Source organism: Fischerella major NIES-592, from assembly GCF_001904645.1.
GTDB classification, from domain to species: Bacteria; Cyanobacteriota; Cyanobacteriia; order Cyanobacteriales; family Nostocaceae; genus Fischerella; species Fischerella thermalis.
In genome coordinates, this window is sequence record NZ_MRCA01000001.1 from 541,004 (window position 1) to 554,544 (window position 13,541).

Annotated in this window: 11 protein-coding genes; 3 read left to right on the forward strand and 8 right to left on the reverse strand. The window is 40.9% G+C overall.

Going from position 1 to position 13,541, the window contains the following annotated elements; genetic code table 11:
- Positions 1 to 57: 57 nt before the first annotated feature.
- The 4 genes from NIES592_RS02375 to NIES592_RS02390 all read right to left on the reverse strand — a co-directional run bounded on the left by NIES592_RS02375 (position 58) and on the right by NIES592_RS02390 (position 3,926).
- Positions 58 to 1,176 carry a geranylgeranyl reductase family protein gene (locus NIES592_RS02375; RefSeq protein WP_073554805.1) on the reverse strand — a complete coding sequence of 373 codons (1,119 nt, stop codon included), beginning with the start codon at positions 1,174 to 1,176 and terminating at the stop codon, positions 58 to 60.
- A gap of 785 nt (positions 1,177 to 1,961) precedes the next feature.
- Positions 1,962 to 2,510 (reverse strand): ribosome recycling factor, encoded by a 549-nt coding sequence (gene frr / locus NIES592_RS02380; protein ID WP_009458386.1) that lies wholly within the window; start codon positions 2,508 to 2,510, stop codon positions 1,962 to 1,964.
- Positions 2,497 to 3,225, reverse strand: coding sequence for a UMP kinase (gene pyrH / locus NIES592_RS02385; RefSeq protein ID WP_009458387.1), 729 nt, complete (start codon positions 3,223 to 3,225; stop codon positions 2,497 to 2,499). The genes frr and pyrH overlap by 14 nt, the downstream gene beginning before the upstream one ends.
- A gap of 146 nt (positions 3,226 to 3,371) precedes the next feature.
- Positions 3,372 to 3,926 (reverse strand): thioredoxin family protein, encoded by a 555-nt coding sequence (locus tag NIES592_RS02390; RefSeq protein WP_073554806.1) that lies wholly within the window; start codon positions 3,924 to 3,926, stop codon positions 3,372 to 3,374.
- Positions 3,927 to 4,764: 838 nt separating this feature from the next.
- On the opposite strand from NIES592_RS02390, the gene NIES592_RS02395 reads away from it, so the two are divergent.
- Positions 4,765 to 5,688: an alpha/beta fold hydrolase gene (locus tag NIES592_RS02395; protein WP_016871195.1), complete on the forward strand. Its 924-nt coding sequence runs from the start codon at positions 4,765 to 4,767 to the stop codon at positions 5,686 to 5,688.
- A gap of 169 nt (positions 5,689 to 5,857) precedes the next feature.
- Here the strand turns inward: NIES592_RS02395 and NIES592_RS02400 are convergent, their stop codons facing one another.
- Positions 5,858 to 7,255 carry an LCP family protein gene (locus NIES592_RS02400; protein ID WP_071846765.1) on the reverse strand — a complete coding sequence of 466 codons (1,398 nt, stop codon included), beginning with the start codon at positions 7,253 to 7,255 and terminating at the stop codon, positions 5,858 to 5,860.
- A gap of 283 nt (positions 7,256 to 7,538) precedes the next feature.
- Positions 7,539 to 8,012, reverse strand: a complete 474-nt coding sequence (locus NIES592_RS02405; RefSeq protein WP_073554966.1) for a hypothetical protein — start codon at positions 8,010 to 8,012, stop codon at positions 7,539 to 7,541.
- A 107-nt stretch (positions 8,013 to 8,119) separates the two neighbouring features.
- On the opposite strand from NIES592_RS02405, the gene NIES592_RS02410 reads away from it, so the two are divergent.
- Positions 8,120 to 9,328, forward strand: coding sequence for an AI-2E family transporter (locus tag NIES592_RS02410; protein WP_073554807.1), 1,209 nt, complete (start codon positions 8,120 to 8,122; stop codon positions 9,326 to 9,328).
- Between the two features lie 33 nt (positions 9,329 to 9,361).
- On the opposite strand, the gene NIES592_RS02415 is transcribed toward NIES592_RS02410, so the two are convergent.
- Positions 9,362 to 10,678: a serpin family protein gene (locus NIES592_RS02415; protein ID WP_073554808.1), complete on the reverse strand. Its 1,317-nt coding sequence runs from the start codon at positions 10,676 to 10,678 to the stop codon at positions 9,362 to 9,364.
- 224 nt (positions 10,679 to 10,902) lie between these two features.
- The gene (locus NIES592_RS02425) at positions 10,903 to 12,492 is read right to left on the reverse strand and encodes a S8 family serine peptidase (protein ID WP_073554810.1); all 1,590 of its coding nucleotides are present in this window, start codon (positions 12,490 to 12,492) and stop codon (positions 10,903 to 10,905) included.
- Positions 12,493 to 12,646: 154 nt separating this feature from the next.
- On the opposite strand from NIES592_RS02425, the gene rpe reads away from it, so the two are divergent.
- Entirely contained in the window at positions 12,647 to 13,354 is a 708-nt protein-coding gene (rpe, locus tag NIES592_RS02430) for a ribulose-phosphate 3-epimerase (protein ID WP_009458397.1), read from the forward strand.
- The last annotated feature ends 187 nt before the right edge of the window (positions 13,355 to 13,541 follow it).

Sequence of the window (13,541 nt, forward strand, 5' to 3'; positions counted from 1 at the left end):
TTGTTAGTTGTTAGTTGTTGTAGTTTATACTCCCCATCACCCCATCACCCCATCACCCTAGCCACCAAACGGAGTTAAGCGCCTAATTGCCCGACCTGCCACATCACTGTAACGCAGTTCTCCGCAGAGGATTTTACCCATAATTTGAGGTGCAGAGGGGCGCTTGACGCCAACTCTGTAACCAACACCGGGAAAACGATAAAATAGCCCGGCTAATTTTTGCGCCCAAGCCATATCACCGCCCCATTCAGCATTAATGATATCGGAGTATTGTTCCAAGGCATTGATGTCACCAGAGAGGGCCTTGTTGATAGCCTCTGATGCTTTTAAACCACTGAATATTGAGGGACGAATACCTTCGGCGGTAAAAGGATCAACCACACAAGCTGCTTCCCCTGCCAAAACTGCATTTTCAGTATGCAGTTTTTGTTCACCATTCCATAGGCAAATAGCATGACCATATTGCTGGCAGGTTTTTATATCCAAACCAAAGGAGTTGCCATACTCATCCAAAATTTTCTTGAAGTCCTGCGGTTCGCCACCGATAAACGTACCAACCCCAATAGAGTAACCGTCTGCTTTGGGGAAATTCCAGAGATAGCCATTTTTCACCATGCCAAATTCAAAATGGGCGATATTACCGTTTTCTACTTTGGCTGGTGCTTCTGCTTCTAAGGCTGCTGCTAGGCGGCGTTTGCGTTCTTTAAAACCTAGCCATTTTGCCATCTGTCCCTTTGCACCGTCAGCAGCAATTAAATATCTACCCATCACTGGGCCATTGGCTGTATTGACTTGCCAATGGTCACTTTTAAACTCAATGCCAGTAGCTTCTGTGTTTTCTTTGAGTTCCGCCCCCTGTTTTTGGGCTTGCTGCACTAGGAAGTGGTCGAAAACATCACGTCGTACCATCCACACTGGTTCGGGAGTTTCTAGTTTCGCTTCTACTGGATCGCCTGTTTTCCAAGTACAGCGGATGGTATCTGCTTTAATGGAAATTGCTGGACTAAAATCAAAGTCAAACCACTCAGCGATCGCAGGTGATACGCCCCCACCACAGGGTTTATATCTTGGCAGAGATTGTTTTTCCAGGATTAACACAGACCGACCCTGTTTAGCTAAGTGATATGCAGCTGTTCCACCAGCTGGGCCAGCGCCGACGATAATGCAGTCGTACATAATGTCTATATTTTTGCTTTTGAATTAGTTGATTGTTGAAGACGGTGTGACCAAAATTTAACCGAAGTTTGGATTTATGTGCAAAACTTCATAGCTTCTTTAGGCTTTTTCTGAACAAATATTTATTTTTTCCTAACTATACTCATTGGTAAATATTTATAATTTTAATCCAATAGTTTAGTGATTATTTAAAACTGTATTTTACTTTTATTTTTCATATATATGGATATTTTATGGCAATTTAATCGGACTATTTTTGATTACATTTTACTGTTTTCTGGGATTAACAATATTTTAGACATATAGGGGTGGAAACTTGATGAAAGCTCTCATCAATTTGGAAAAGATAAATTATACGTAACTCCTAATTTCACTTTTAATAAATCTAATCTATCAGCATTGAACATCATTTGAAGCTAGTAATATTAGCTTCATGAATATTGATTTTTAATCAAGAGAAACAATTCAAAATCAGGCTTCCTTTACAAAGTTACAATTCATTAGTTTCACTAATTACAAATTTTCTGCCAAATATTTAAGATAGATTATAAAGTTTTAGTGAATTTTTTGATAAAAATTATTTAATATCTAGATTTCAACTAACTCATCTGCTCGAAAGATTCACTATGAGACTCCTATTGTTTTTTTGAAAAAACGACCTATATTATCTCTTCTTCCCTTTCTTTTACCAATTACTGCCTCATATTTACCTAAGTAAGGTAAAAGGAAAAAGTAAAAATTTACTGTCCTGATTCCTACCTTTTCTCTTTTACCTTGGACTTTGATTAGACAGTGGTGATGTCTTTTTCTTTTTCTGCCAATAATTCATTGATTTTGGCAGTGTATTTATCCGTCAGTTTTTGTAATTTGTCTTGCTGATCGCGTGCTTCGTCTTCGGATACCTCAGAGTTTTTTTCCATTTTGCGAATGGTCTCTAGAGCATCGCGGCGGATGTTGCGAATGCCAACACGCCCTTCTTCGGCGTACTTAGCAGCGATTTTTACCAATTCTTTACGGCGTTCGCTTGTCAGTGGTGGAATGTTCAGTCTAATGACAGAACCGTCGTTACTGGGGGTTAAACCCACATCTGACATAGAAATAGCCTTTTCGATCAAATTTAAGGAACTGCGATCGTAAGGCTGAATCAAAATCGTCGTAGCATCCGGTGTGCTGATGTTAGCAAGTGACTTCAAAGGTGTAGGTGTACCGTAATACTCCACTGTCACTTTGTCTAACAAACTGGCATTTGCGCGACCAGTGCGAATTGTGTTAAAAGCTCGTTGAGTCGCCTCAACAGTTTTTTGCATCGTACTCTCAGCTTCAGCTAATTTCACAAGAACCTCCCACAAGGGTGCCGATAGATTCTCCCATGATTGCGCGGTGGATGTTACCCCGTACGCCTAAGTCAAAAACAAGAATTGGGATATTATTTTCTTTACATAAGGCTATCGCGGTACTGTCCATTACCCGCAAATCTTTTGCCAAAACGTGTCCAAATGTAAGACTTTTGTAACGTTTGGCATCAGGATAAATATGCGGATCGGCGTCGTACACTCCGTCTACCTTAGTGGCTTTAAAGATGACTTCGGCTTCAATTTCGGCAGCTCTTAAAGCTGCGGTGGTATCAGTTGTAAAAAAGGGATTACCAGAACCAGCACCAAAAATGACCACCCGTCCTTTTTCTAGGTGACGGATGGCCCGACGACGTATATATGGTTCAGCAAGTTCCTGCATGGCGATCGCGGTTTGTACCCGTGTCTGTACCCCTATTCGTTCCAGCGAGTCTTGCAGCGTCATGGCATTCATTACCGTGGCAATCATACCTATGTAGTCAGCGGTTGCCCTGTCCATCCCCGCCGATGCCGCTTTGACACCACGAAATATATTACCCCCGCCAACGACAATGGCGATTTGAACACCAGTGGCTACTACCTCTGCTACCTCTTGAGCTATCTCTTTGACCACTTCTGGGTCAATTCCATAGCCCATGTTGCCCATTAAGGCTTCACCGCTTAGTTTAAGTAAAACCCGTCGGTAATTTGTTCCCATGAAGTTACGCTTTATCAAAAAATATGCTAATTACCTCCAATTTAAGATAACAGTAGTGTGATTATCTGTCTCTACTACTTCACCATCCTAAAATTAACGTGTGTTAATCAGCTAAAGGTTAAACAGAAAAATTAATCCTTTCCCCTTCACTTACGCCATAGCAAATAAGTACCTGTAGGTTCCGTTTCCATGGGATAAATTTCTTGACCTTTCATGAGTGATGCGATCGCCTGAGTTAGATAATTTTCCTTCACTACTGATGGGTTGTAGGGTTGATCATCAATCATACCTTTGTAGCGAACTATACCTTCGGTGTCTATTAAGAAAGCCGTTGGTGTTTTATTAATACCAAAGCTACGAGTTACATCTTGGGTGGAGTCCCATAAATAAGGAAAGTTCAACTCATTGACTTTCGCGAAAGCTTTCATATTTTCAAAACCTTCTGTTGGCAATTGAGTGGCATCATTACCATTCAAACCAATAAGTGTAAAACCTTGTGTGTAAAACTTTAGTTGAATTTTTTTAAGCCTATCTAGATACAATTTTACATAGGGACAATAGTTAGACATCGAAATGACACCAACTGCATGAAATTTCTTTAAATAACGGCTCAAGTGATGTACTTGCTCATCGATTCCTGGTAGTTCAAAATCTGGTGCGTAACTTCCCACAGGAGTATTGATTGTTTCTACTTTATTCATATTTTCTGACTCACAGGAACTAAGAATACAAGGATAGCTATGCTGGAAGCAGAAGTCAGAAGGCAGAGAGATAAATATCCTCTCAAGAAACACAGGCTGTATAGGGTTATAGGGTAACCAGTGAGCCATTGAAGGTTTCCTCCAGTTAAGGAACCGTTCCTTTGTAGCAACTGGCTGATGTAAGGGTGTAGGAGAAAAATTATGTTTTTTCATCTTTTAATAGTGGCAATTGCTACTAGTCAAAGACTTAAATTTTGCACTACACCCAAAAATAAATTTTAAAATTTTGCAACTAGATATTGAGTTATGCAACCCTAGATTTTAAAAATAAAATATAGCCAAATTTAGGTTTATTTTTCTAATTTCAACCACCTTTCATACCATTTCACAAAATTTTTGCTGTAAATTCTCTCCCTTATCTTCTTTGTCCTCCTTGTCTCCTTAACCACTAAATGTATCAGACTTATAGTGAAACGGTATCAGGGAAATCCTTTGTATCTAGACTATTTTATAAACCAATTTTGCTGATGTTAATTGTGAAACTACTGAAATTACAGTTCATTAACTTGTACAATGTCTTGAGGATAGAAAACAAAAATCGGGCTTCAAGCACCTTTCCTTATCTTCAAGACAGATGTACAAAGTTCTAAAGTTTTGAGGGAATAGTGGCAACAACAGTAGTCAGAACTACATTATTTTTAGGATTTTACTTAAATTAACAATATTAACCGGAGGAAAGTTTAGTTGTAAAATTACGTAAATTTTTGTAAAAATAAAAATAAATATATCTGCTTTTTTCTAATTTGTTGATTTTCATACTTATATTCATAAAATACTCATGGCTTCCTCCATTTCAGCGATCGCACTGACTCCAACAAAAACCTGGATTTGGCAAGGCTTTTCTATTTGCTATCAATCTCAAGGAAGTGCTGGTCCAGCCGTGATCTTTGTACATGGCTTTGGAGCTTCGTGGTGGCATTGGCGGAAAAATATGCCGACACTGGCACAAAATTGTCGTGTTTATGCAATTGATCTGATCGGCTTTGGTGCTTCAGCTAAACCTAAACCTGGTGAGAATATTACTTATACCTTTGAAACTTGGGGACAACAAGTAGCTGATTTTTGCCGTGAAGTGGTGGGAGAGCCTGCTTTTTTGGTTGGGAACTCCATCGGTTGTATTGTAGCGATGCAAACAGCTGTCAGCAACCCCGAAATTGCTCTGGGAGTAGCGTTATTAAATTGTTCTTTGCGGCTGTTGCATGATCGCAAACGCGGGGCTTTACCTTGGCATCGCCGTTTAGGAGCGCCTCTTCTGCAACGTTTACTATCTTTTAAACCAATTGGCGAATTTTTTTTCAATCAAATTGCTAAACCAAAAACTGTGCGTAAAGTTCTACTGCAAGCCTATGCAAATTCTGCAATGGTGACAGAAGAACTGGTAAATATTATTACCTCTCCTGCGAGTGACCCAGGTGCAGCAGCAGTGTTTCTTGCTTTTACCTCTTATTCCCAAGGACCCCTACCAGAAGACCTTTTACCTCAACTGCCTTGTCCAGCAATTATTTTGTGGGGAACAGCTGACCGTTGGGAACCGATTGAGTTAGGCAGAGAGTTAGCGAGCTTTCCACAAGTGCAAAAGTTTATACCTCTGGAAGGCGTAGGACATTGTCCCCAGGATGAAGCCCCGGAGTTGGTCAATCCAATTTTACAGGACTGGATATGGGAAAGAACAAGAATTCAGGATTCAGAACTTGGAAAGTAAGTAATGGATAATCGGATAGTTTAGCTTTTAAATAAAAGTTTGTTCTTTCCTATTCCTCCAGCCTTCTCGTATGACATTTGGATAGTTAGTATTATTTGAGATTCCTGGAATAACCTTTTGCAGGAGACTTTAAATCCAAAATCCAAAATTGATATCAGGGTTGAATTGGCTATTCAAACAAATCTTTTTGTTCTAACCAATCTTTACCAACTTGAATACTGATATCAGAATAGAGATTACCAGTACTTTCTACTCGCACTTCTCCAAATCCTAGAGTGTTACGAATTGATTCGGCACTGTTACCATCTCCTTGTTGAGCAACAATGTGAGTGACTTCTAATGGTTCACCCCAGCTTTTAGCGATGTAGACATTACGATAACCAGCTTTTTGCAAGCTTTTGATCAGTGGTCGGAGGTTAGTGTTATCGCTACCGGTACTGTCTTGAATAGCTACTCGCAAATATGTTGGATCTACCGCTTGTTGTTGTTCAGATGATTGTAAGTCAAAATGCTGTGCCATTGTGGTGGCAATGCGATCGCTATCTGGTATCCAGTAGCTAGCGCTATACTCTCCTTTTTCACTAAACCGACCGGGTAACATCAACTGCAACATATTAGAACGATTTATTCTTGCTCCAAATCCCACCAATGCTACTAATTCTTCAACAGTCAAGTTAGTATCAATGTGTTCTTTAACTACGTTGAGAATATTGGGCAGTTGTGCCATTGTTGTGGGGTTGAGAGCTTGATCCATCAATGCTCGCATCACCATTTGTTGCCGCTGAATTCTGCCAATATCCCCATTTTCATCATGACGAAAACGCAAAAGCTGCAGTGTTTGATCGCCATTGAGATGCTGCTTTCCTTTCTTTAGATTAATGTATAGATGCTGTGAATCATCTTGATACTTCATATCTCTGGGGACATAAACAGTTACACCTCCCAAAGCATCAATCAGCTTGGCAACTCCTAAGATGTTGATACGAACGTAGCGATCAATTCCTACTCCATCCAAGAGGTTACTAACGGTTTTCGCACTGAGAGCAGGTCCACCTTGGACATTAGCAGAATTAATTTTCTTAATTCCATGCCCTTCAATTTCTACACGGGTATCTCTGGGGATGGAAAGCATGACCAATTTTTTTGTCTGTGGATCAAACCTCATCAAGAGCATGACGTCAGTAAGACCATCAAAGGAATTAATTTGGGGTAGATATCCCAAATTTTTGGTTTCTTCTGGCGCATTTTGGACATCTGGCGGTAGTACACTCATTCCCATAACTAGGATATTAACGGGGCGAGTTAATTCTGAGAATCGTAACCCACCTCCAGAAATGCGATCGCCACCAAAAACAGCTGCCTCGTCCGCACTCAGATTGGCTTGCATGAGAGGTGTGCTACTTAAGGAATTCGCCAGCAATGCTCCAACGGTGGCTGACAGCATCGCGATGCCGCCCAACCAAAACCATAGCCAACGTCCCGATTTTGGACGATGAACCTTTCTGCGGCTGGATTTAGGGCGGGGCTTAGAATGGTTTTCTGACGCCGAACCTCTTTGAATGGTCACAGACTTCCTCACACTTAACTGAATAATACTTGGTGAATCCACTTTTGGGAAAATAGACGAATCAGACTATAATAGCTAACTCTTAATTATTAGTGCCAAATTCATAGATTAAGTGTCTCACGTAACACTTCCCACCGTATTTTTCTTAATTTTTTGATTCATTTGAAATGGTTTAGGTGTTTTATTTATGAAGTATGGCAATATTAGGCGGCATTTGACTAGATGGCTTGAGGAGAAATTAGAAATTTTGAGTGATCAGTGAAAACAACCTTTTCCCCTCTTTTTATGAAAGATACTTATCAACGATTTCTTCAGCAAAACGGCTAAAAGCTGGTATACGTTGAGATTTGCCTCGGATGGTGACAATTATTAACCACAAACTGATCAAAAAGTAACCAGAGGTGAGAAAACTATTAAGTATCAGTAGGCGCACTGACAAAAAATCGAAATTTGCTGCCCCAGTTGCTAAAAAAAGATAACCTAACAACCAGGAAATAGCCAACGTAATTGATATACGACTGATAGCAAGTTGTTCCCTGCTACCCTGGCGGCGATAAAGAGTCCATAGAGATGGGAAAAAACCGATAATGGGAAGAAGATACCAAACTAGGTATACAGAAGAAGACTTAGGGGGTGAAGGGGGCGCTGACGTGGAGAAATTGTTAATAATATCTTCGTATCTGTGTGTCCCCTTGTTTCCTGTGTCTTTTTGTCCCTTTGCCCCTGCGTTCCTGTACTTTGATTCAAAATTATCCATTTTGGTTGAGTGTAATCCTAAATTAGAGGGATGAATGATATTGATGTAGTTAGAGATAATAATCTTTAAATAAGGATCATAATTTTGTGTTATCCCGCAATCGGCAGATGCAGACACGCAAGCTCTTAAACTGGTGGCAAGCACTCACACCATTAGCACGATTTGGTGCGATCGCTTTATTTGCTCCGCTTCTGGTGCTGAATGGCTGGGCGCTTTCAGTCATTTTCCATTACTTTCACTCGCTGATTGTTATCTTGGTGGGAGCCTCCGTACTAGCGTTTCTGCTCAATTATCCTGTAAGTTGGATGGAACGTCATGGTGCTAGGCGAGAGCAAGTAGCCATTTTGGTGTTTTTACTGGCTTTGTCGATTTTATTGGCATTAGGTTTGACTCTTGTTCCACTAGCTCTAACCCAAGCCCAACAATTGGTGGCGCGTTTACCGGAGTTAATTGACTCTGGACGCTCTCAGTTGATGATTTTGAACGAAAAAGCTGAAAGTATGGGCTTACCCATTAACCTTGATGCTTTACTAGTGCAAATCAATGATCGTGTCAAGGGACAATTACAGGCGATCGCTGGACAAGTTTTAAATCTGGCGGTTGTCACCTTCACCAGTCTGCTGGATTTTCTGCTGACAATGGTTTTGACTTTTTATCTGTTGCAGCATGGGGATGAACTTTGGCAAAGTTTAGTTAGTTGGCTACCCAGCAAATTTCGTGAGGCTTTTTCTCAAACTGTACGTCTGAGCTTTCAAAATTTCTTTATTACTCAGCTAATTTTATCTACCTGTATGGCTTCAGCCCTAATTCCAACTTTTTTATGGCTGAAAGTACCATTTGGTTTGCTATTTGGCTTAAGTATTGGGATTATGGCTCTTGTTCCCTACGGTGGTTCTGTGGGTATTGCCTTAACTACTTTGTTGGTATCGCTACAAGATGTCTGGATGGGAGCAAGAGTGTTGATTGCAGCAGTTATAGTGCAACAAATTCTGGAAAACTTAATAGGTCCAAGAATTTTGGGTAGTTTCACAGGGTTAAATCCTGTTTGGGCGTTAATTTCGGTTTTAACAGGAGCAAGAATAGGTGGTTTGTTGGGTGTAATTTTAGCAGTACCTACTGCTGTTGTCATTAAGACAGCTTTAAGTGCTTTGCGTCCTGATGTTGCATCTGGTCATAGCGAGACGGGAGATGTCACCACTCACAGTCATGATCAAGGGGAAGAAGCTTGTCGGAAACAAATAGGTGAAACACCAAATGTGCGATCGCGAGAAGTAGGTGCACCTGTGACACCAGAAGCATCTCCTCCGACTGCTTAGTCTAAGGTTAGTTGTTAGTTGTTGGTTGTGAAATTAAGGGTCTAAAATTGCACCCATAAATAAAATGCTTCCAGTTTGGTTGTCGCGAATTGCACAGAAAAACGGACGATCAACAATCATTTGGAATGGTTGTTGATTAACTGTTGCAGATACTGCGGTAACAGCTACAGAAGTAGTTGCAGCAGCTTCTGTTCCCTCTTCGTTGACTTCCACAAAAGTTTTATGCTTCACTTCGCTAATTTGAAAGTTTTGTCCCATCTGAGAAAAATCAGCTTGGTTGGTAAAAGCCTCACCCATGCCTAACGCTTCTAAAGCAGTGTTAAGCGTTACCTTATAATCCATTTTGAAGCGGGGTAGGCGAATCAAACCTTCTCGTAGGCTAAACTGGGACATCCATTTTTCCCAGTTATCAGCATTGAGATTTTCATAAAAAGATTTCAAATTAGAATTCTTTTTGGGCAAAAAGACATAAAAACTGAACTTTCCATCCTTACCATAAGGCAGACTCGCGGCTTGAAATTGTTCGTTTTCGTAGTATTTATATTCACCTTTTTGTGACATCATGGGATGTTGTTTCTGAGTACTAGATGTCAGATAAAAAGGCTGTTGCACAGTTTGTTGTTTGTCAAATTCGTTTGTCCATTTGCCCTTAAAATAAATGGCATTCAGCAGGAACAATACTTGATCTGGTTCAATTTTTTCGACTATCTTGTCAATTCTGCCACGAGTACTTTCGCTTACCCAGTTATTAATCTTGCTAACAGAATTTGGATCTTGAAAGTTTAAATTCGTTACCTTTGCTTGATAGAAATCCTGATTTTTTTTAAGAAAATCAGGATTAAATTTAACTTCTTGATTTGCCCAAAGTGAGTTAGCAATACTCAATTGAATTTCTGGGTCTGAATTCTCTAAAAGCTGTTTTAATGCTGCATTAGAGGAATTAATTTCCTGTAAACTTAACCCTTGTAATTCGAGTGCCTTGGCCATTGCTCGCTGAGTGCTACCATTAGCACCGTTGTAGGTCATATCTAAAGCGATCGCTACACTAGCAGGTGAAATAAATACATTTTTATTGTTCTCTTGTTTGAGAACTTCTTCAAAAAGTTTAAAGCCAAATTTGGTGTTAGCTAGAATAAGTTTAGTATCAGGCAAGACAGATTTTTGAGCAAGAGATTCTGAGCGAGGTACACCGGATTGGGCATAAACTTTTGTATTACCTTCTACTTGAGTACATCCGATCACACCCATTAAAACCACACTAGCAGCTGCCAGAGCGTAGCGCCTTCCTAAACGCACGGCATAACGTCTTTGTAGAAATTTTTCCCAAGAACTACCAAATTTCTGCTTCATGTTATCACACCAAAAGGCAGAGTCTATCTATCGACTATGACATTTCAGATGACACAGCCATTTGGTGGTTACAGTTTTGGCAACCATTTTATCGGGGATGTGGAGATGGGGTGATGGGGGGCTAGGGGTCCCCACTTTGTGGGGTTGGGGGGCAATGGGGAGATGGGGAGAGATATTTATCCGTGTCTCCTTGTCCTCCTTGTCTCCCTTCTGCTTCCCGATCCCTAGTCCCTATTTGCCCGAGTCCACCAAGCCAAGGCATAAAGTTGAGTGGCTTCGTTGAGTTGGTTTTGAAACTGGACACGGATTTTATATTTACCAGTGGTAGGGACAGGACAAAAAATGTGTTCTACACTATCAACTTCGCTAATGGAGGCGCAAACAGTTCCTGTGTCTGGACTTTTGTCATCGGCTTTAACTAGATAGATATCAAGGTTGTTTAAACCGCGATCGCGAAAATCTTCCCCTGGATCAAATTGACCATTTTTATTTTTATCGTTGAGTTCTACTAACCTGTCCCAAGCCAAGGTTATGGAGACAAAACTGTTCTGCTGTAGTGGTTTAGCTAAAACATATTCTACAGATGAACCAGCGTTGATAGTATTATAATTCCAACCAATTGCAGGTACAGATTGTGATGGTTGCCATTGACCTGCACTAAATTGTTCGTAAGCCCGGTAAGCATTGAGATGTCCTGTTCCCATTTGAGGATCTAAAGGTTTTTTGGGATTTTTATAGGTTTCAGAAGCTAGCCAGTCTTGATTCTGTTTATTTATGAGTGTTCTAGTCATTCCTAGCCGCAAACCATCGCCCATGTCTTGAATTTTTTCGGCTGAGTTTAATAAGACAGCTTTCATGACTTCATGTTGGCGAGAAGCAAGACTCCAATTAGGTTGTTTTTTCCGTAATTGTCTGTCACCAAATTCTTGTAATAGAGCAACTGTAGCTGTGACGTGGGGTGCTGCAAAACTTGTGCCTGTGACTTTGTTGATTTTGCCATCAGGATTAAGCATGGGAATATTACTACCAGGAGCAACTATACCAATCGTTCCACGTGGGCCAAGATTAATTTCCTTGCCAGATAGACGCTGAGTCATTGCCTCAGATGTAGCTACTAAATTAGAAACATCTACTTTATTAAAAATTCCTCCCCGACGAGAGGAAAAAGCCACGTTAACTCCATTAAAATTATCGGTAGGGATGGGAATTCCTCCTTTACCCTGGTTGCCAGCAATCACATACAAAACGTTGTGAGCGCGAGTCGACCAGTCAATACATTGGGTTAGTAAGGCGTTACCATCCAAAACAGCATCCGGTCGCGGATCGCGGTTTAGAGGTTCGCCAAAGCTAAAGTTAATGGCGCGAACATCACCACTGTTCTGTAAGGCTATGTGCTGTGCAGACAAGCATTCTTCTGGCTGACCCATTTTAGTAGAGCCCACAGCAGATGAATACAAGCGCGCTCCTGGAGCAACTCCTGGAAAAGCTTTATCTGTACTAATCATGACACCAGCAACATTGTAGGCGTGAGAATCAACACCACTATTTGACTTAGCAGGACTATTGCGTAAAAAGACACCTGCTATATTCACAGAGCGATTTTTAGAAACCGCTTTGTCTACACCAAATTTACCAGGACGTCCAATTTCCACCTGACCAATGGCAATCTTGCGACCTATGAGATTATACGGAAGCTTATGTAACTTAAGAGCATCAATGCCGTTAGTACTAAGGGTATTTTCCAAAGCTAACACCGGCACACTCAGACAGGTAACACTTAAGCCCCAAATTATCCAGCTAATTTTTTTTACCATACTCATTTGTCATTGGTGGTTGGTTGTTGGTGGTTGGTTGTTGGTGGTTGAATATTAACTATCCCCTTTCCCCTATCCCCTTTTCCCCTTGTGAGCCTTTGCTCAAGTTTTGTTACAATGTTTACAGAAAAGGACGCTTAAATATCCACTAGCCATGACCAAAACGCTATCTAACAAGCCGATTGTAATTGCTCCATCTATCCTATCAGCCGATTTTAGTCGCCTGGGAGAGGAAGTACGCGCCGTAGACGAGGCGGGGGCAGATTGGATTCATGTTGATGTAATGGATGGTCGCTTTGTACCTAATATTACGATAGGTCCTTTGGTAGTGGAGGCGATTCGTCCGGTGACGAAAAAACCACTGGATGTCCACTTGATGATTGTGGAACCAGAAAAATATGTTGCAGATTTTGCCAAAGCTGGGGCAGACATTATATCTGTACATTGTGAACATAATGCGTCGCCACACTTACATCGTACTCTCTGCCAAATTAAAGAACTTGGCAAGCAAGCTGGTGTGGTACTTAACCCATCTACACCTTTGGATTTGATTGAGTATGTGCTAGAAGTTTGCGATTTAGTGTTGCTAATGAGTGTCAACCCTGGCTTTGGTGGTCAAAGCTTTATTCCAGCGGTAGTTCCCAAAATCCGCAAACTGCGTCAGATGTGTGATGAACGTGGTCTTGACCCTTGGATTGAAGTAGATGGCGGGCTGAAGGCCAATAATACTTGGCAAGTTTTAGAAGCCGGAGCTAATGCAATTGTAGCTGGTTCGGCTGTGTTTAACGCTAAGGATTATGGCGAGGCGATCGCAGCTGTTCGTAACAGCAAGCGTCCCACACCAGAACTAGCACAAGTCTAAGTCTTTAATTCTTAGTAAATATAAGCACGCTTGGTGCTGACTACAAACTAAAATAAAAAAGGGCGACGGAAAAGCGATCGCCTTTTTTATTTATTAGACCTCTTGCAAGAAGTCTATTGGTAGTGAGTTGTTAGTTAGGAATCAGTGAATAGCCAACTGCAATTAATAGAACTTGGTAACTGAAAAC